Source organism: Teichococcus wenyumeiae (assembly GCF_003696345.1).
Classification (GTDB): Bacteria; Pseudomonadota; Alphaproteobacteria; order Acetobacterales; family Acetobacteraceae; genus Pseudoroseomonas; species Pseudoroseomonas wenyumeiae.
Genome location: NZ_RFLX01000008.1, coordinates 66,730 through 85,168 on the forward strand (window position 1 = coordinate 66,730; position 18,439 = coordinate 85,168).

The following is an 18,439-nucleotide window of genomic DNA, read 5'->3' on the forward strand; positions in this document are numbered from 1 at the left end:
GTGAGACAATCAGGACACTTGGATGACGCCCACCGCGCGAGAAGCCGCCTGGACCCGGCTGATGTCCCTGGCCCGACGCCCCGGCGCCGCGGCCATCCGCTCATTGTTCTCGCGCCAGCCGGACCGTTTCGAGAAGTTCCACTGGCAGGGCGGCGACATCCTGCTGGACCTGTCCAAGACCTCCATCGACGATGACGCGATGCGCGCGCTGCTGGGCCTGGCGGAGGCGATGCAGGTGATGCCGGCGCGCGATGCCATGGCGGCGGGTGAGCTGGTGAACAACACCGAGAACCGCGCCGTGCTGCACATGGCGCTGCGCGCGCCGCGCTCCGCCGGCTTCCATGCCCGCACCCCGGATGGCGGCTGCGAGGACGCCAGCGACGAGGTGGCAGACACCCTGGCCGCGATGGAGCGCTTCACCCGCGCCGTCCATGCCGGCGAGATCCGCAGTGCCACGGGCGAGCCCTTCACCGATGTCATCAACATCGGCATCGGCGGCTCCGACCTCGGGCCCTTCATGGCCTCGCGCGCGCTGTGGCACGAGGCCTCGCCGATGCGGCCGCTGTATCTCGCCAATGCGGATGCGCATAACTGGGAGCTGATCCGCCCCCGGCTGGACCCGGCGCGTACGCTGGTGCTGATCGCCTCCAAGACCTTCACCACGGCCGAGACCATGGCCAATGCCCGGCTGGTGCGCGGCTGGCTGGAACAGACCCTGGGCACCGAGGGGATGCGCCAGCACCTCGTGGCGCTGTCCACCAACCACAAGGCCACCGCCGAATTCGGCGTGCCGGCGGACCGCGTCTTCGGCTTCCGGGACTGGGTGGGCGGGCGCTTCTCGCTCTGGTCGGCCATCGGGCTTTCCATTGCGCTGGGCTGCGGCTGGGACGACTTCATGCGCCTGCTGGAAGGCGCGCGGGCGATGGACGAGCATTTCCTGTCCGCCCCCGCCGAGCGCAACCTGCCGCTGCTGCTGGCCCTGACCACGGTCTGGCACGTCAATGGCCTGGGCCTCGATAACCACGCCATCCTGCCCTACGACCACCGCCTCTCCCGCTTCCCGGCGCATCTGCAGCAGCTGGAGATGGAAAGCCTGGGCAAGCGCACCACGCGCGGCGGCGCGCCGGTGCAGCACCTGACCGGCCCTGTGCTCTTCGGCGAGCCCGGCACCAATGCGCAGCATTCCTTCATGCAGCTGCTGCACCAGGGCACCACGCCGGTGCCGGCGGATTTCGTGCTGATCGCCAACCCGAGCCACCCCTATGCCGCCAACCACCGGCTGCTGCTGGCCAATGGCCTGGCGCAGGCCGAGGCGCTGCTGCGTGGCCGGGGCGAGGAGGACGTGCGGGCCGAGATGCTGGCCGCCGGCAAGACGCCGGAAGAGATCGAGCGCCTGCTGCCGCACCGCGTCTTCCCCGGCGACCGCCCCAGCACCACGCTGGTGCTGCCGCGGCTGGATGCGCATACACTGGGCCAGCTCGTGGCGCTCTATGAGCACAAGGTCTTCTGCCTCGGCGCCCTCTGGGACATCGATGCCTTCGACCAATGGGGCGTGGAGCTGGGCAAGCAGCTCTCCACCTCCATCCTGCCGGAGCTGCTGCCGGAAGGCCGGGTGGGGCCGCACGACCCCTCCACCACCGGGCTGATCCAGCAGCTGCGCGCGTGGCAGGGGCTGGACCTCTAAGCCCATGCGGCCGGGCATTGCCGCCCGGCCCCCATCTGCTCTAGCGGTTGCGCCATGAACGTGATCCGCCTGCTGCCCCCTGGCACCGCCGACCGCATCGCCGCCGGCGAGGTGGTGGAGCGCCCGGCGGCGGCGGTGAAGGAACTGGTGGAGAATGCGCTGGATGCCGGCGCCCGCCATGTCTCCGTGGTGCTGGAAGGCGGCGGCCTGACGCGCATCCTGGTGGAGGATGACGGCATCGGCATGGGCCCGGCCGACCTGGAACTGGCCGTGGAGCGCCACGCCACCTCCAAGCTGCCGGACGAGGCCACCCTTTTCGCCATTCAGACCCTGGGCTTCCGGGGGGAGGCGCTGCCCTCCATCGCCGCCGTGGCGCGCCTGACCATCACCAGCCGCGCCGCGGGCGGCGATGCGCATCGCCTCAGCGTCGAGGCCGGGCGCAAGGGCGAGGTGACGCCTGCTTCCGGCGCCCCGGGCACGCGCATCGAGGTGCGGGACCTGTTCTTCGCCACCCCCGCCCGCCGCAAGTTCATGAAGACCCCGCCCACCGAGGCCGCCCATGCGGTGGAGGCGGTGCGGCGCCTGGCCCTGGCCTGGCCCGAGACCGCCTTCCGTGTCGAGGTCGAGGGGCGGGAGGTGCTGAACCTCGCCGCCAGCGACCGCCCCGGCCGGGTGGCGGCGCTGCTGGGGCCGGAATTCGCCCGCGCCGCCGTGCCGGTGTCCGGGCTGTGGAACGACCTGGCGCTGGATGGCGTGGCGGCGCTGCCGACCCATACCCGCGCCACGGGAGCGGAGCAGCATCTGGTGGTCAACCGCCGCCCGGTGCGGGACCCGCTGCTGCGGGCAGCGCTGCGGGTGGCTTACCGGGACCTGATCGCCAGCGGTCGGCACCCGGTGGCCGCGCTCTTCCTGGACCTGCCGCCCGAGGCGGTGGATGTGAACGTCCATCCCATGAAGACCGAGCTGCGCTTCCGCGACGGCGGCAATGTGCGCGGCGCGCTGATCTCGGCCCTGCGGCGTGCCCTGGCGGTGGGCGCCGGCACCGCGCCCGCCGCCACCGCCGCCCCTGTTTCCGCCGAGTTGCCTGAGGCCCCAGCCCCCTCCGCCTCCGGCTTCGCCGAGGCACCGCAGGGCGAAGGCTTCACCCCCGCGCCGCCGCGCCCGGCCGGCGGGCTGCTGGAGGAATGGGCGGTGGGCGGCTGGCGCCCCGGCGCATCCCGCGCCGGCGGCTGGCAACCCGGGCTGCGGCTGCCGGCGCCGCTGCCGGCCCAGGCACCGACCGAAGCCGCGCCGCCCCCGTCCGTGCCGCCGGAGGACCAGCCGCTGGGCCGCCCGCTGGCGCAGTTGCTGGAGACCTACATCCTGGCCGAAAGCCCGGATGGCGCCCTGGTGCTGGTGGACCAGCACGCGGCGCATGAGCGGCTGATGCATGAGCAGCTGCGCGCGCAGTTCCTGGAAGGCGAGGTGCGCAGCCAGCCGCTGCTGCTGCCCGCCGTGGTGGAAATGCCGGCGCTGGATGCCGCGCGCCTAGCCGAGGCCGCCCCCGCCCTGGCCCGGCTGGGGCTGGAGATCGAGGGTTTTGGCACGGGCGCGCTGTTGGTGCGGGCCATGCCGGCGCTGCTGGGCAACCCGGACCCGGCGCCGCTGCTGCGCGACCTCGCCGCCGAACTGGCGGAATGGGAGGAAGCCACCGCGCTCGACCGCCGGCTGGATGCCGCCATCGCCCGCATGGCCTGCCATGGCTCCATCCGCGCCGGCCGCCGCCTCAAGACCGAGGAAATGAGCGCGCTGCTGCGGCAGATGGAGGCGACGCCGCGCGCCGCCACCTGCTCCCACGGCCGCCCCACCTTCCTGCGCTTCGGCAAGGCGGAATTCGAGAAGCTCTTCGGCCGCCGCTAGGCCTGCCCGCCGGCAGTGCTTGCGGCGGGAAAGACCTCTCCGTTTCCAGCGTCGCGCGCCGTGGCGGCGCCGCCTTCCGACCGCCCTGGATGCATTGCAACATAAGGTTGGTGGTCAAGTGCCGGGTCAGGCGCTACGCCGGAACAGAACCGCTGTGGAGCAAGCCAGGCGATGCAAGCCACCCTTCCCGCCGAAGCCACCCGGATCGCGCCCGGCCTTTTCCGGCTGCGCATGGCCCTACCCTTCCCCCCCAGCCACGTGAACTGCTGGCTGCTGCGGGATGGCGAAGGCTGGCTGGTGGTGGATGCGGGGGCGAAGACTGAGGGGGCGCAGCAGCTCTGGGAAGAGACCTTCGCGAGCGTGCTGGAAGGCCGGCCCATCACGCGGGTGCTGATCACGCATTTCCACTATGACCATGTCGGCCTGGCCGGCTGGATGTGCGAGCGCTGGCAGGCACCGCTGCTGATGAGCCGCACGGAATACTTGCTGGCCCGCCTGCTGCTGGCCGAGGACAGCGCGAACCTGACGGCGCAGATGCTGCACCACGGCCGCACCGCCGGCGCGCCGGAGAGCTACCTGCACCACCTGACCCGCCGCCGCCCGCTCTACCGCAGCGAGGTGACGCCGCTGCCGCCGCATTACCAGCGCCTCGTGGCCGGGGAGACGCTGGTGGTGGATGGCCGCCCCTGGCAGATCCGCGTCGGCCGTGGCCATGCGCCGGAGATGGTCTGCCTCTACTCGGCCGAGCAGGGCGTGCTGATCGGCGCCGACCAGATCCTGCCGCGCATCTCGCCCTATATCGGCGTGGTGAGCTGGGAGCCGGATGGCGACCCCCTGGCCGCCTTCCTGGCCAGCAACCAGACCTTCCGCGACCTGCCGCGCGACACGCTGGTGCTGCCCTCCCACGGCGAGCCCTTCACCGGGCTGCTCGAGCGCATCGATGCGCTGGACGCCCACCATGCCGAGCGGCTGGACACGCTGACCAAGGCCCTGACCGTGCCCATGACGGCCTATGAGGCCGCCCGCGTGCTCTTCCCCCGCGTGGTGGAGGACAGCCAGATCGGCTTCGTCATCGGCGAGGGGCTGGCGCATCTCAACCGGCTGGTGGCCACCGGCGTGCTGCTGCGTGAGGACGGCGCCGACGGCCTGCCGCGCTACCGCCGCGCGCCGGAAGCCGCCCTGCCGCACAACCCGGCCTGAAGGCCTAACCGGCGGTGCCCCGCACGGCCAGGCGCGGGCCGAAAGGGGGATGCCGCCATCCGCCGCCACCGGCAGGGTGGCGCGGAGCCTTTCCCGCAGCGCGGCACGCCGATCCTCCGGCAGGGCCGCGCAATAGGCGGGCGCGGGGGCGCCGCCGCGTAGGAAGGGCGTCCAGTAATCCTCGAAGTCGCGGAAGCGGGTGGGGATCTCGATGGCCGCCACCTCCACCCCGCGCAGCCCGGCCTGCTCGAACAGGGCGCGCAGCGGTTCGGGGCGGCAGAGCGCGAAGCGCAGTGCCTCATCCTTGCCGCCGGCGCCGACGGGGTCCAGCGCGGCGGCGGCATCCCAGAAGCGGCGCATCATCTGCATGCCCTCGGCGTAATCCCAGACATAGGCGGCGACGGTGGCACCCGGGCGGGCGGCGCGGCGCATCTCCGCCAGCGCCTTCGGCGGGTCCGGCACGAAGTTCAGCACCAGCCCGCTGACCAGGGCATCGAAGGCGGCATCGGGCACGGGCAGCGCCTGGGCATCGCCCTGGCGGAAGGTGAGGCGCGGGTCGGAAAGGCCGCGCCGGGCATAGGCGAGAAAGCCCTCGGATGGGTCCACCCCGAGGACGGAGGCGGGCGCGTGGTGCCGCAGGATCAGGCCGCTCAGCGCCCCGGTGCCGCAGCCGATATCCAGCCAGTCGGCGCCGGGCGGGATGCCGAGGCGGCGCAGGAATTCCGCCGCGACCAGGCGGCTCCAGCGCCCGACATAAGGCTCATAGGCCTCGCCCGCCGCCCAGAGGCCGGGCTCGGCGCCATCCTGGTCGGGGGCCGCCATGCCTGCCATCCCGCCTGTTCCCGAGGGGGCGAGTAGCGCAGGTGCCGGCGGCACCAGCAAGGGAAATCGGCGCCCTCAGGCCTGCGGGCGCGGCGCCATGGCAGGGGCGGCCATGGGCGGCGCCGCTTCCTCCGGCCGCAGGTCTTCCAGGCTGCGGCTGCGGGTCTCGATGCCGAAGAGGGCCACCAGCAGCGCCATCACCACCAGGATGCCGGCCAGGGTGAAGACCACGGCGGAAACGCCCCCGAAGTTGAACAGCCCCACCACCGCATAGGGCGTGGCGATGGAAACGATGCGCCCGGCGGTGTTGCAGATGCCGACGCCGCGCATGCGCATCTCGGTGGGGAAGAGTTCCGAGACATAGACGGCCCAGCCGACGCCGATCATGACGCCGATGCAGAAGACCAGCAGGAAGCCGATCAGCACCACCTGCAGGCCGGCGCCCGCAAAGGGATAGACCACGCCCAGCACTGCCGCCGCCAGGGTGAAGCCCAGCAGGCCCGCCTTGCGGCCGCCCTTGTCGCTTAGCCACATGGCGAAGGCATTGCCCAGCGGGCTGCCCAGGGTCATCGCAGCCGTGAAGCCCAGCGAGTGGTTGAGGTCGAGGCCCTGCTTCACGAAGAAGGTCGGTAGCCAGCCCACGAAGCCGTAGAGCGCGACGCTGATGGCGATGATGATCATGCTGCCCACCAGCGTGCGGACCAGCATGGCGCCCTTGAAGAGATCGGCCATCGCGGCCTGCTTCCGCACCGGCTGCACCTGGCGGGAGGGCTCGGGCAGCGGGGCGCCGCGCGAGACCTCGGCCTCGATGCCCGCCATCGCGGCCTCGGCTTCCGCCAAGCGGCCCTTGCTTTCCAGCCAGCGGGGCGATTCCGGCAACCCGCGCCGGGCCAGCCAGATCAGCAGCGCGCCGGCGCCGACAATGCCGAACATCCAGCGCCAGCCCAGGGCGGGAATAATGAAGGCGCCCATCACGGAAGCGAAGAACAGCGCGGAATTGGTGATCACCGCCAGCGCGCCCACCCAGCGGCCGCGCTGCTGCGGCGGGATGAACTCACCCATCATCACATAGCCGGCCACCACCTCGGCCCCGATGCCGATGCCCATGAAGAGCCGCGCCGCGATCAGCCAGGGCATGGAGGGCGCGAAGGCGCCGGCCAGGGAGGCGAGGCCGAAGATCAGCAGGTTGACCTGATAGGCGGTGCGCCGCCCGTAGCGGTCGCCGACGATGCCGGCGAACCAGGCGCCGATGGTCATGCCGACAAAGGTTGCCGAGATGAAATGCGCGTTGAGGCCGAGATCGGACCAGCCCGACTGCGTCAGCGCGCCCAGCACGCCGCCGGCGATGTAGCTGTCCAGCCCATCGAAGAACATGCCCGCGCCGATCAGCGCGAAGAGCCGCCAATGGAAGCGGCCGATCGGCAGCCGGTCGAGCCGGCCCGCCGCGTTGACGACATGCGAGGCCATCGCCATCCCCTCCCCCGGGTTCTTGTTCATTCTTCTAAATTACTAATCGGACATCTTTCGATGCGCCGTCCGCCAGCCGGGCGCCTCATGGGTCCGGGCCGGATCTCCTGGTGCAAACTAGGGCGGAATCCGGAGGCGTCTATCGCGTTTACCTGAATGATTGATCAGGTTTCCTGATGCATGACGACTGGCCGGTATGGATTTCAGCCGCTGCTTCCTTCCAGCGGAAAGTGGCAGCGCGCCTGCTGGCCGGTCGCGACGGGCCGCAGGGCCGGTGGGTTGGTGGCGCAGAAAGCGGTGCCGCGCGGGCAGCGGCCATGCAGGCGGCAGGCGCCGGGATCGGGCTCCACCGGGCTGCGCGGCTCGCCTTCCAGCCGCAGGGGCTGGGCAGGCATGGCGCCGGGCGGGCGCGGCAGGGCGGAGAGCAGCGCTGCGGTATAAGGATGGCGGGGCGCCGTGAAGACCTGCCGGGCCGGGCCTTCCTCCACCACCTGGCCCAGATACATCACCGCCACGCGGTCGCAGAGCAGCCGCACCAGATGCAGGTCATGGCTGATGAAGAGCAGCGCCACGCCGGCCTGCCGCCGCAGCCGCGCCAGCAGCCGCAGCACCAGCGCCTGCACGGGAGCATCCAGCGAGGCGGTGGGCTCGTCCAGCACCAGCAGGCGGGGCTCCACCGCCATGGCGCGGGCGATGCCCACCCGCGCCTTCTCCCCGCCCGAAAGCTGGTGCGGGTAGCGCGGCAGCAGCGCGGGCGGCAGCCCTGCCTGGGCGGCGGCGGCCTCCACCCTGGCGCGGCGGGCGGCGGCGCCTTCCGCCGGCAGCAACTGGCGCAGCGGGTCGGCGATGCAGTCGAAGGCGGTGAAGCGCGGGTTCAGGCTGCCTGCCGGGTCCTGGAACACCATCTGGATCGCCCGCCGCCATGGCGAGGCCGCGAAGGCGGCGGGCGGGATGGCCTGGATGGGCTGGCCTTCCAGCAGCACCTCGCCCGCATCGGGCTCGATCAGCCGGCTGGCCAGCCGGGCCAGGGTGGATTTGCCGCAGCCGGATTCCCCTACCAGCCCCAGGGCCTCCCCCGGATGGATATCCAGGTCCAGGCCATCCAGCGCCACCAGGCGCGGACGGGGGCGGAACAGGCCGGGGCGCCGCAGCGGAAAGGATTTGCGCAGCCCGCGCAGCGACAGCAAAGGCCCGCTGCCGACGGCGAGCGGCAGGCCGCCTTCCTCCGGCAGCAGATCCTCCAGGCCCCGGGCGGCGGCGGGCATGCCGCGCAACAGCCGGGCCGTATAGGCATGGCGCGGCGCGGCGAAGAGCATGCGGACCGGCGCTTCCTCCACCACCCGCCCCGCCTGCATCACCAGCAGGCGGTCGCAATATTGCGCGGCCAGCGCGAGGTCATGCGTGATCAGCAGCGAGCCGGCGGCGCGCGCCCGCAGGGCATCGTGCAACAGGTCCATCACCGCCGCCTGGGTGGTGACATCGAGGCCGGTGGTCGGCTCATCCGCGATCAGCAGGCGCGGCTCGCCGGCCATGGCCAGGGCGATGCCAATGCGCTGGCACAGGCCGCCGGACAGTTCATGCGGCAGGGCCGCGGCGCGCCGCTCCGGGTCCGGGACGCGCATCCGGCGCAGCGCGTCCAGCATGCGCGCGCGGGTCTCGGCGGCGGTGCCGGGATGATGCCGGGCGATAACATCGGCCAGTTGCAGCCCCACCGGGCGGACCGGGTTCAGCGCCGCGCGCGGGTTCTGGAAGACCATGGCCAGCTTGGCGCCGCGCAGCCGGGCCAGGGCGCGCTCCTCCATGGCCAGCAGGTCCTGGCCCTCGAAAAGCGCCTGCCCGGCCGTCACTCGCCCGGCGGGGCCCAGCAGGCCGGTCAAGGCCAGGGCGGCGGTGGATTTGCCGGATCCGCTCTCCCCCACGATGCCCAGCATCTCGCCCGGCCGCAGGTCGAACGACATGCCGTGCAGCGCCTGCACGTCGCCACCACGGGTGCGGAAGGCGACGGCGAGGCCGCGCACCGAGAGCAGCGGCGGGCTCATCCGCGCCGGCGTGGGTCCACCACCTCGCGCAGCGCGTCGCCCAGCAGGTTGAAGCCGAGCACCGCCAGCATCAGCGCGAGGCCGGGAAAAGCCGCGATCCACCACCGGCCGGAGATGACGAACTGCGCCCCCTCCGCCACCATGATCCCCCATTCCGGCGCCGGGGCACGGATGCCGAGGCCGAGGAACGACAGCCCGGCGGTGTTCAGCACCGCCCAGCCGAGATTGACCGAGGCCTGCACCAGCAGCGGCGGCAGGATATTCGGCAGCAGGAAGACGCGCAGGATGCGGCCGTGGCCGGAGCCGCCGACCCGCGCGGCCTCCACATAGCCCAGGTGGCGGCGGATGCTGGCCTCGGCGCGGGCGAGGCGGATGTAGAAGGGCAGGTTCACGGCGGCGGTGGCGCAGACCACGGCGGTGGCGGAAGGCCCCAGCGCCCCCACCAGCACCATGGCCAGCATGAAGAGCGGAAAGGCCATCAGCACATCCGTGACGCGCCCGGCCACCGCATCCAGCCAGCCCTGAAAGTAGCCCATCGCCGCGCCCAGCACCGCGCCCAGGGCCAGCGAGAGCAGCACCGCCACGAAGGCGATCCCGAGGTCCAGCCGCGCCGCCACCACCACGCGGGAAAAGACATCGCGCCCCAACTGGTCCGTGCCGAACCAATGCGCCGCCGAGGGCGGATGCAGCGCCATGCCGGCCTGGGTGGCGATGGGGTCGTAGGGCACGAGCCAGAGGCCGAACAGGGCGCAGAAAATCAGCGGGGCCAGGATAAGGCCGGCGGCCAGGGCCAGCGGGCTACGCATCGCGCAGCAGCCCGCTGCGCGGGTCGATGATGGCGCAGAGCAGGTCCACCAGCAGGTTCACGCCCACCAGCAGGCCGGCCATGACCAGCATGAAGCCCTGCACCGGCGCGTAATCCAGCCCCAGCAGCGCATCGAGCGCGTAGGAGCCGATGCCGGGCCAGGCGAAGACGCGCTCCACCAGCACATTGGCACCGAGCATGCTGGAAAACACCATGCCCAGCGTGGTGACCACCGGCAGCAGCGCATTGCGCAGGGCATAGGACAAGACGATGCGTCGGCGCCGCAGCCCATGCGCGCGGGCGGCACGGATGAAGTCGCTGCCCAGCACATCCAGCATGGCCGCGCGCGTCATCCGCGCCAGCGGCGCCAGGGCAAACAGCGCCATGGTGGCGGCCGGCAGCACCAGTTGCCGCGCGGCGGCCAGGAAGCCGGCGCCATCCCCTGCCAGCAGCGTATCCGGCAGCAGGAAGCCGGTGACGCGCGGCGGCGGGATGGCGAAGGGGTCGAGGCGGCCGATCGGCTCCGGCGCCAGGCCCAGGTGGAAGTAGAAGACATAGATCAGCAGCAGGCCGGTGACGAAGCTGGGCAGCGCCACGCCGGCCACGCTCAACACCCGGCACGCATGGTCGATGACGGAGCCCGGCCGCAGCGCCGCCGCGATGCCGAGCGGCAGCGCCAGCAGCAGCGCGGCGCCGAGCGCCGCCAGCGTCAGCTCCGCCGAGGCCGGCAGGCGTTGCAGCAGGTCCGCCGCCACCGGCTGGCCGGTCTGGATGGATTGCCCGAGGTCGCCCCGCGCCAGTTGCGCCAGATAGGCCAGGAACTGCTGCCACAGCGGCAGGTCCAGCCCCATTTTGGCCCGCAGCGCCGCGACCGTGGCGGCATCGGCGGTGACGCTGTTGGCGAAGAAGACCGCCGGGTCCCCCGGCAGCAGCCAGGTCAGCAGGAAGCTGGCCAGCGTGACGCCCAGCAGCACCGGCACCAGCGCCAGCAGGCGGCGCAGCAGCCCCGCCACCGGATCAGCCCGCGCGCGGGCGGGCGGCCTGCCGCGTCATCCCCGCCACTTCCATCAGCTCCGTTTCAGGGTGCGCATGTCCAGCATGCGGTGGAAGAGATACTTATAGCCTTCCACATTCTTCTGCATGCCGGTGTCCAGCGCCGGTTGCCAGAGCAGGATGATCGGCACCTCCTGCTTCGCCAGCGCGATCATGCGCTTCACATCGGCATCGTATTCCGCGCCTTCGGGCAGGAAGCGCGTACGCTCCACCAGCGCCTTGAATTCCGCGTTGTCGTAGCTGCCGAAATTCCAACGCGTCGGGCCATGGTAGAAGATGCGGAAGAAGTAATCCGCCGGCGCCAGATAGGCGGCCGAGCTTTCATAGAAGAAGGGCACTGCCTTCTTCTCCAGCAGCGTGCCGAGCTGCCCGCCCGGCACCTTGTTGATGGTGACGCGGATGCCGGCCTTGCCCAGCGCTTCCTGCACCAGCAGCGCCACCGGCTCTGCCACCGTGGCGAGCGAGAGGTCGAAGGAGAAGGTGGTCTCGAAGCCATCCGGCAACCCGGCCTCGGCCAGCAGCGCGCGGGCCCGCGCGGGGTCGGTGTCATAGCCCAGCGGCTGCGGAAACAGCGTGCCCTCCGCCTCCCCGGCCGTGCCGCCGAAGAGCGGCGCACCGCGGCTGAACAGCGCGGCCTCGAACATCTGGCGGTAGGGCAGCGCATAGGCGATGGCCTGCCGCACCTTCACGTTGTCGAAGGGCGGCAGGGCATTGTTCATGCCGATGAAATGGAAGGCGCCGGTCATCGGCACGCCCACCACCTTCACCTTGCCTTCCTCCCGCATCGAGACGGCATCCTGCGGCAGCAGGTCCTGCACCAGGTCAGCATCACCGCGCTCCAGCGAGATGCGACGGGACTGCGCGCTGGGCACCACCTGCCACAGCACCCGGCGGAAGGCCGGCAGCGGCCCGCTTTTCCACTCGTCGTTGCGGGAAAGCAGCAGGGACTGGCCGGGAGTGTGACTGTCCAGCCGGAAGGCGCCGCCGCCGGCCACATTGGTGCGCAGCCATTCCGCCGCCCAGGGGTCGGCCTCGGTGGCATGGGCGCGGGCGATGCGGGCATTGAAGATCACCGGCTGCGCCAGGGCCAGGTTGGGCAGGGTGAAGCGGTCCGGGCGCGGCGTGGTGATGCGGATGCTGCGCGCGTCCAGCACGGTGAACTGCTCCGTGCCGGTCATGGAGCCGGTGGCGAATTGCGCGCGGCCGATGGGCAGGCTGACCATGCGGTCCAGCGACCATTTCACATCCTCGGCCGTCACCGGGCTGCCGTCATGGAAGCGGGCATCGGGGCGCAGGAAGAGCGTGATGGCGCGGCCGCCTTCGGAGACTTCCCAGCGCTCCGCCAGTTCCCCTTCCAGCGTGAAGTAATCGTAGGACAGCGTGCCGTCGGGCCGCTCCACGGTGCCGAAACGCAGCAGCCGGTCATAGGCGTTCCAGTGCAGCTCGATGGCATAGCGGTTCACGCCGGGGCCGATGGGGTCGAAGCTGTTGGGCGCGCCTTCCGTCAGCACGCGCAGGCTTTCCGCCCGGCTCTGCGCCTGCGCCCGGCGCAGCGGCAGGGCAGAAAGCCCGCCGGAAAGGCCCATCCAGGCGGCCAGCTTCGCGACATCGCGGCGCTGCATCATCCGTCTCCTCCATCCACGGCAAAGCGGCGCCGCGCGGCGCCTATGCCCCAGCGGCCGGGACGCGGCCAGTCCGGTGGGCCGGTTGCAATCGTTTGCGAAGGAGTGTTCTTCTCCGCAAACCCAGAGGATATCGCCCCATGACAGGAATCACCGCCACCCTGGCCCGGCGCGCGCTGCTGCCGGCGCTGGCCTTGGTCCTGGGCGGCACCGCCCTGCCCGCCGGCGCGCAGACGCTGCGCATCGCACTCTCCGCCGAGACCACCTCGGCCGACCCGCTGAACTATTCGCTGACGCCGAACAACAGCCTGCGCCAGCATATCTTCGAAGGGCTGGTGGACCTGGATGCCGACCTCGTCGCGCAGCCCGGCCTGGCCGAGAGCTGGACGCGGGAGGGCGACCGCGAATGGACCTTCCGGCTGCGCCCGGGCGTGCGCTTCCACAATGGCCAGCCCTTCACGGCGGCCGACGTACTCTTCACCTTCTGCCGCGCGCAGAACAACAAGGACGAGGTCGTCCAGTCCTATTCCCGCATCGTGCGACGGCTGGAGAAGGTGGAGGTGCTGGACGAGCGCAGCATCCGCGTCACCACCAAGGAGCCGGAGCCGCTGCTGCTGAGCGACATCAGCAACCTGACGATCCTGCCGCAGAGCCTGATCAACCAGACGAAGCTGGACTTCTCCAAGGGCGAGGATTGCGGCTTCGCCGGCCCCTGGCCTTCCGCCGCGCAGTTCAACGACACTTCCGCCGCCATCGGCACCGGCCCCTACAAGCTGGCCAGCTACAGCCGCAATGCCACCACCGAGCTGCGGCGCAACGACGACTACTGGGGCCCCAAGCCGCATTGGCAGGTGGTGCGCATGACGCCGGTGACCGCTGCCGGGCCGCGCCTCGCCGGGCTGCTGGCGGGCGACTACGACGTGATCGAGAGCCCCGCCACCGGCGACCTGCCGCGGCTGCGGGAGAATGCCGGCTTCCGCATCACGGCCAAGCCAACCACGCGGCAGATCTTCATCCAGCTCGATACCGGCCGCAGCCCCAGCCCCTTCATCAATGGCGGCCAGGGCAAGAACCCGCTGCAGGACGCACGGGTGCGGCAGGCGCTGTCCCTGGCCATCGACCGCAAGGCGATCGAGAGCCGGGTGATGGACGGCATCGCCCTGCCCGCGGCGCAGTTCCTGCCGGATGGCATGGCGGGCACCATCCCCGGCCTGCCGGTGCTGCCCTATGACCCGGCGAAGGCGAAGGAGTTGCTGAAGCAGGCGGGCTACCCCGACGGCTTCTCCTTCACCTTCCATGCTACCAACAACCGCTACATCAACGATGCCCGGCTGGCGCAGGTGCTGGCGCAGTTCTGGCAGCGCATCGGCGTGAAGGTGGAGCTGGATGCCATGCCCTCCTCCGTCTACTTCGGCCGGCGCGGCAAGCGGGAATTCAGCGTCGCCATGGGCGGCTGGGGCTCGGATGCGGCGGAGACGCTGATGTTCTTCAACGCCTGGCTGATGAGCACGGACCGCGAGCGCGGCCTTGGCACCAGCAACTACGGCGGCTGGTCCGATGCGCGCTTCGATGAGCTGGCCGGCCGCGCCAAGGTCACCATGGACGAGGCCGCGCGCGTCAAGCTGCTGCAGGAAGCCGGCAAGGTGGCGCTGGAAGAGATGCCGGTGATCCCGGTGCAGTTCGAAAGCGCGGTCTGGGCCTTCCGCAAGGGCTTGGCCTATCCGGGCCGGGTGGACCAGACCACGATGGCGACCGAGGTCACGGCCGCCGAATAACGCCGCGCCACGCGCCGCCGGGCCTTCCGCCCGCTCGGCGCGCCCGCATCTGCCCCTTCAGCAGGACTGTTCCATGAGCTTTGCCGATATCCTGGCCCAGGCGCTCGCCGCCCCCGGCCGCAATGCCATTCCCTTCACCGACGAGGCCGGCGAACCCACGCGCCCGCTGGTGCTGCATACCTACCGCCCGGCGAATTTCACGCCGGACAGCCCGGTGGTGCTGGTGCAGCACGGCATGAACCGCAATGGCGACGAATACCGCGACTTCTGGATTCCGGCGGCCGACAAGCACGGGCTGCTGATCGTGGCGCCCAATTTCGACAACGAGCATTATCCGGGCGCCGAGGTCTACAACAACGGCCATGTCCTGCTGAAGGACGGCACGGTGCAGCCGCGCGAGAAGTGGGGCTACGCCGTGCCCGCGCGCGTCTTCGCCTGGCTGCAACAGGCCGGCATCACGCGGCGGCAGAAGGCTTATTTCTACGGCCACTCGGCGGGCGGGCAGTTCGGCCACCGCATGGCCTCCACCCAGCCGCTGGATGTCTTCGAGGCCATCGCGGTCGGCAATCCCGGCTGGTACACGCTGCCGACGCTGGAGAAGGATTTCCCGGACGGCCTCGGCGGCATCGGCCTGGGCGAGGCGGAGCTGCTGCGCCTGCTGGCCTTCCCGCTGCTGATCCTGGCGGGCGAGCAGGATATCGAGACCTCCGGCCCCAGCCTGCCGGCCAATGCCGGCGCCATCGCGCAGGGGCCGCACCGCTTCGCGCGGGCGCATAACTACCTGGCCGCCGGGCAGGCCGAGGCCGCGCGGCGTGGCGTGGCCTGCAACTGGACGCTGGTGCCGGTGCCGCATATCGGCCACGACGGCGATGTCATCTCCCGCGTCTGCGCCAGCCTGTGGTTCGACAAGGCCATGACGGACGACGCCACCCTGCGCTCCTGGGCCAAGGGCGGCGCCGGCGCGCTGTAAGGCGCGCCAGCCGGTGGTGGGGCGCGGATATGGCGCACCCGCCACCGGCGCCGGCGGAAACCCCCAGCACGATGCGTGGCGGGCCGCTTGGCGAAGGGGAGACCCCCTCTATATGAACCTGATGATCCATCCTCCCCGCCGCGCCGCAACGCGCACCGCCCCCACGCGCGCCCCGCGATGAACGTCGTGACGCGGCCGCGCACGGCGGTCATCGGCTCCGGCTTCGGCGGGCTGGCCCTGGCCATCCGGCTGCAATCCGCCGGCCATGACGTCACCCTGCTGGAGAAGCGCGACAAACCCGGCGGCCGCGCCTATGTCTATGAACAGGACGGCTTCACCTTCGATGGCGGCCCCACCGTCATCACCGACCCCGGCTGCCTGGAGGAGCTGTTCGCCCTCTCCGGCCGCCGCATGTCGGATTACATCGAGATGCTGCCGGTCAGCCCCTTCTACCAGCTCTGCTGGGAAGACGGCTTCCGCTTCGACTACGTGAACGACCAGGCGGCGCTGGACGCGCAGATCGCCGCCAAGTCGCCGGCCGATGTGGAAGGCTACCGCCGCTTCCTGCGCTATTCCGAGGAGCTGCTGCAGGAAGGCTACATCAAGCTGGGCTCAAAACCCTTCCTGGATTTCGCCAGCATGGTGCGCGTGGCGCCGCAGCTTGTGCGGCTGCGCGCCGACCGCACCGTCTATGGCATGGTTTCCCGCTTCATCCGGAATGAGCATCTGCGGCAGGCCTTCTCCTTCCATTCCCTGCTGGTGGGCGGCGATCCTTTCGCCACTTCCTCGATCTATGCGCTGATCCATGCGCTGGAACGACGCTGGGGCGTCTGGTTCCCGCGCGGCGGCACCGGCGCGCTGGTGCGGGCGTTGGTAAAACTCTTCGAGGATCTGGGCGGCACCATCCGCTGCGGCGCCGAGGTGGCGCGGATCGAGACACAGGGGCCGCGCGCCACCGGCATCCGCTGCGCCGATGGCTGGCATGGCCAATTCGACAATGTCGCCAGCAATGCCGATGTGATGCACACCTACGCGCGCCTGCTGGAAGGCACGCCGCGCGGGCAGGCGGCGGCGCGCAAGCTGGCACGCAAGCGCTGGTCCATGTCGCTCTTCGTGATCTATTTCGGGCTGCGGGGCGAGCGACGGGACCTGCGGCACCACATGGTGCTCTTCGGTGCCCGCTACCGCGAGCTGATCCGGGAGATCTTCCGCGGCAGCGCATTGCCCGAGGATTTTTCCCTCTACCTGCATGCGCCGAGCGTGACGGACCCAAGCCTCGCGCCGCCGGGGCACAGCGCCTATTACGTGCTCTCCCCCGTGCCGCATCTCGGCAACGCGCCGATCGACTGGTCGGTGGAAGGCCCGCGCTACCGCGACCGCATCCTGGATTACCTTGATGAACGCTACATTCCCGGGTTGAAGCGCGACCTCGTCACCAGCCATATCCTGACGCCGGATGGCTTCCGGGACGATCTGAACAGCCACCACGGTTCCGCCTTCTCGCTGGAACCGGTGCTGACGCAATCGGCTTTCTTCCGCACGCACAACCGCGACGATGTCATCCGCAACCTGTATTTCGTCGGCGCCGGCACGCATCCGGGCGCGGGCGTGCCGGGCGTGGTGGGCTCCGCCAAGGCCACGGCGGGGCTGATGCTGGAGGGCATGCCATGACCGATGCGGTGGTGGAGGCCGGCGAGGCCTCGATCCGCACCGGCTCCAAGAGCTTCGCGATCGCCTCGCGCCTCTTCGGGCGCGAGATGCGCGAGGATGCCTGGATGCTCTACGCCTGGTGCCGCCATTGCGACGATGTGGTGGATGGGCAGGTCGCCGGCTTCGCGGCCGGCCAGAACAGCGGCGAGACGCCGCAGCAGCGGCTGGACGCGCTGTTCATGCAGACACGCCGGGCCCTTTCCGGCACGCCGATGCCGGACCCGGTCTTCACCGGCTTCGCCCGCGTCGCCGCGCGGCACCGCATTCCGCAGCGCTACCCGCTGGAACTGCTCCAGGGCTTCGCGATGGATGTGGAGGGCGCACAATACCGCACGCTCGATGACACGCTGCGCTACAGCTACCATGTGGCTGGCGTGGTCGGCATCATGATGGCGCTGGTGATGGGCGTGCCGCCGGAAGCGGAGGATACGCTGGACCGCGCCTGCGACCTCGGCCTCGGCTTCCAGCTCACCAACATCGCGCGGGACGTGCTGGACGATGCCGCGCTGGGCCGCATCTACCTGCCGGCGGAGTGGCTGGCGGAAGCCGGCATCCCGCCGGAGGAGATCGCCGACCCGCGCCATCGCGCGGCGCTGGCCGGCGTCGCCACCCGGCTGCTGGATGCGGCGGAGCCTTTTTACGATTCAGCCTTTGCCGGGCTGGCGGCTTTGCCGCCGCGCGCCGCCTGGGCGGTGGCCACGGCGCGCGGCGTGTACCGCGAAATCGGCACCCGCCTGCGCATCCAGGGCGCCGCCGGCTGGGACCGGCGGGTGGTGGTGCCGAAGCACCGCAAGCTGTGGCATGTCGGTGCCGGCGGCATGGCGGCGCTTACGGCCCGTCGGGCAGCGCCGCCTCGGCGGCCGGATCTGTGGCGCCGGCCCTGACATCGCCGGGCGCGGTGCCATGCTGTTCCCGCAGGCGCTGCCGCAGCACCCGCACCGGCGGCGCATAGAGAAAGCCGAAGGAGACGCAGCCATCCTTGCCTTCCACCGCGTGGTGCAGCCGGTGCGCCTGATACAGCCGCTGCATGTAGCCCCGGCGCGGCACCCAGTGGAAAGGCCAGCGCCGGTGCACCAGCCCGTCATGCACCACGAAATACAGGAAGCCGTAGGTGGCCATGCCGATGCCCAGCCAGAACAGGCCCCGGTGCTCCGGGTCCAGCCACATCAGCAGCAGCGAGAAGCCGGCGAAGACCACGGCATAGAGGTCGTTGCGTTCCCACCAGCCGTCATGCGCCTCATGATGGGATTTGTGCCAGCCCCAGCCCCAGCCATGCATCAGGTAGCGATGCGCCAGATAGGCCACCAGTTCCATGCCGAGCACGGTGCCGAGGACGATGCCCGCCGGCAGCAGCCAAGAGAACGAGAAGAAAGCTTCGGCCAAGTCGGCCTCC

At 70.9% G+C, this 18,439-nt stretch carries 14 protein-coding genes and 1 pseudogene; 8 read left to right on the plus strand and 7 right to left on the minus strand.

The window, feature by feature from the left end; genetic code table 11:
* The first annotated feature begins 22 nt into the window (after nucleotides 1-22).
* The 3 genes from pgi to EBE87_RS12600 all read left to right on the plus strand — a co-directional run bounded on the left by pgi (nucleotide 23) and on the right by EBE87_RS12600 (nucleotide 4,783).
* On the plus strand, nucleotides 23-1,684 hold the full coding sequence (gene pgi, locus EBE87_RS12590) for a glucose-6-phosphate isomerase (RefSeq protein ID WP_120640837.1): 1,662 nt from the start codon (nucleotides 23-25) through the stop codon (nucleotides 1,682-1,684).
* A 54-nt stretch (nucleotides 1,685-1,738) separates the two neighbouring features.
* A complete protein-coding gene (gene mutL, locus EBE87_RS12595) occupies nucleotides 1,739-3,583 on the plus strand; it encodes a DNA mismatch repair endonuclease MutL (RefSeq protein WP_122140017.1) in 1,845 nt (614 codons plus the stop codon).
* Nucleotides 3,584-3,754: 171 nt separating this feature from the next.
* A complete protein-coding gene (locus EBE87_RS12600; protein ID WP_120639486.1) occupies nucleotides 3,755-4,783 on the plus strand; it encodes an MBL fold metallo-hydrolase in 1,029 nt (342 codons plus the stop codon).
* A 282-nt stretch (nucleotides 4,784-5,065) separates the two neighbouring features.
* Here EBE87_RS12600 and EBE87_RS30470 read toward each other — a convergent pair.
* A pseudogene (locus tag EBE87_RS30470) lies at nucleotides 5,066-5,518 on the minus strand (class I SAM-dependent methyltransferase); the annotation flags it as partial.
* Between EBE87_RS30470 and EBE87_RS29690 the strand changes: the two are divergent.
* Nucleotides 5,411-5,641, plus strand: coding sequence for a hypothetical protein (locus tag EBE87_RS29690; RefSeq protein ID WP_233553318.1), 231 nt, complete (start codon nucleotides 5,411-5,413; stop codon nucleotides 5,639-5,641). The pseudogene EBE87_RS30470 and the gene EBE87_RS29690 sit on opposite strands and share 108 nt — an antisense overlap.
* Before the next feature lie 39 nt (nucleotides 5,642-5,680).
* Here the strand turns inward: EBE87_RS29690 and EBE87_RS12610 are convergent, their stop codons facing one another.
* From EBE87_RS12610 to EBE87_RS12630, 5 genes are all read right to left on the minus strand, one after another.
* Entirely contained in the window at nucleotides 5,681-7,102 is a 1,422-nt protein-coding gene (locus EBE87_RS12610; RefSeq protein WP_199707589.1) for an MFS transporter, read from the minus strand.
* Nucleotides 7,103-7,275: 173 nt separating this feature from the next.
* A complete protein-coding gene (locus EBE87_RS12615) occupies nucleotides 7,276-9,111 on the minus strand; it encodes a dipeptide ABC transporter ATP-binding protein (RefSeq protein ID WP_120639488.1) in 1,836 nt (611 codons plus the stop codon).
* Nucleotides 9,108-9,917, minus strand: a complete 810-nt coding sequence (locus EBE87_RS12620; RefSeq protein ID WP_120639489.1) for an ABC transporter permease — start codon at nucleotides 9,915-9,917, stop codon at nucleotides 9,108-9,110. Before EBE87_RS12620 ends, EBE87_RS12615 begins: the two co-directional genes overlap by 4 nt.
* Complete coding sequence (locus tag EBE87_RS12625) at nucleotides 9,910-10,929, minus strand: ABC transporter permease (RefSeq protein ID WP_120639490.1); 1,020 nt, start codon at nucleotides 10,927-10,929, stop codon at nucleotides 9,910-9,912. The genes EBE87_RS12620 and EBE87_RS12625 overlap by 8 nt, the downstream gene beginning before the upstream one ends.
* Before the next feature lie 54 nt (nucleotides 10,930-10,983).
* Nucleotides 10,984-12,594 (minus strand): ABC transporter substrate-binding protein, encoded by a 1,611-nt coding sequence (locus EBE87_RS12630; protein ID WP_233553319.1) that lies wholly within the window; start codon nucleotides 12,592-12,594, stop codon nucleotides 10,984-10,986.
* Nucleotides 12,595-12,731: 137 nt separating this feature from the next.
* Here EBE87_RS12630 and EBE87_RS12635 point away from each other — a divergent pair, with 137 nt between their 5' ends.
* The 4 genes from EBE87_RS12635 to EBE87_RS12650 all read left to right on the plus strand — a co-directional run bounded on the left by EBE87_RS12635 (nucleotide 12,732) and on the right by EBE87_RS12650 (nucleotide 17,930).
* Nucleotides 12,732-14,366: an ABC transporter substrate-binding protein gene (locus EBE87_RS12635; protein ID WP_120639491.1), complete on the plus strand. Its 1,635-nt coding sequence runs from the start codon at nucleotides 12,732-12,734 to the stop codon at nucleotides 14,364-14,366.
* Between the two features lie 73 nt (nucleotides 14,367-14,439).
* On the plus strand, nucleotides 14,440-15,336 hold the full coding sequence (locus EBE87_RS12640; RefSeq protein WP_120639492.1) for an alpha/beta hydrolase: 897 nt from the start codon (nucleotides 14,440-14,442) through the stop codon (nucleotides 15,334-15,336).
* A 186-nt stretch (nucleotides 15,337-15,522) separates the two neighbouring features.
* A complete protein-coding gene (locus EBE87_RS12645) occupies nucleotides 15,523-17,007 on the plus strand; it encodes a phytoene desaturase (protein ID WP_233560095.1) in 1,485 nt (494 codons plus the stop codon).
* Nucleotides 17,004-17,930 (plus strand): phytoene/squalene synthase family protein, encoded by a 927-nt coding sequence (locus EBE87_RS12650; protein ID WP_120639494.1) that lies wholly within the window; start codon nucleotides 17,004-17,006, stop codon nucleotides 17,928-17,930. The genes EBE87_RS12645 and EBE87_RS12650 overlap by 4 nt, the downstream gene beginning before the upstream one ends.
* Here EBE87_RS12650 and EBE87_RS12655 read toward each other — a convergent pair.
* Entirely contained in the window at nucleotides 17,875-18,429 is a 555-nt protein-coding gene (locus tag EBE87_RS12655) for a sterol desaturase family protein (RefSeq protein ID WP_199707597.1), read from the minus strand. The genes EBE87_RS12650 and EBE87_RS12655 overlap by 56 nt on opposite strands.
* Nucleotides 18,430-18,439 lie beyond the last annotated feature (10 nt).

Excerpts from the sequence above, each read along its gene's own strand:
- pgi (WP_120640837.1), top strand. The coding sequence starts at position 23 with ATGACGCCCACCGCGCGAGAAGCCGCCTGGACCCGGCTGATGTCCCTG.
- mutL (WP_122140017.1), top strand. The coding sequence starts at position 1,739 with ATGAACGTGATCCGCCTGCTGCCCCCTGGCACCGCCGACCGCATCGCC.
- EBE87_RS12600 (WP_120639486.1), top strand. The coding sequence starts at position 3,755 with ATGCAAGCCACCCTTCCCGCCGAAGCCACCCGGATCGCGCCCGGCCTT.
- EBE87_RS12610 (WP_199707589.1), bottom strand. The coding sequence starts at position 7,102 with ATGAACAAGAACCCGGGGGAGGGGATGGCGATGGCCTCGCATGTCGTC.
- EBE87_RS12615 (WP_120639488.1), bottom strand. The coding sequence starts at position 9,111 with ATGAGCCCGCCGCTGCTCTCGGTGCGCGGCCTCGCCGTCGCCTTCCGC.
- EBE87_RS12620 (WP_120639489.1), bottom strand. The coding sequence starts at position 9,917 with ATGCGTAGCCCGCTGGCCCTGGCCGCCGGCCTTATCCTGGCCCCGCTG.
- EBE87_RS12630 (WP_233553319.1), bottom strand. The coding sequence starts at position 12,594 with ATGATGCAGCGCCGCGATGTCGCGAAGCTGGCCGCCTGGATGGGCCTT.
- EBE87_RS12635 (WP_120639491.1), top strand. The coding sequence starts at position 12,732 with ATGACAGGAATCACCGCCACCCTGGCCCGGCGCGCGCTGCTGCCGGCG.
- EBE87_RS12640 (WP_120639492.1), top strand. The coding sequence starts at position 14,440 with ATGAGCTTTGCCGATATCCTGGCCCAGGCGCTCGCCGCCCCCGGCCGC.
- EBE87_RS12650 (WP_120639494.1), top strand. The coding sequence starts at position 17,004 with ATGACCGATGCGGTGGTGGAGGCCGGCGAGGCCTCGATCCGCACCGGC.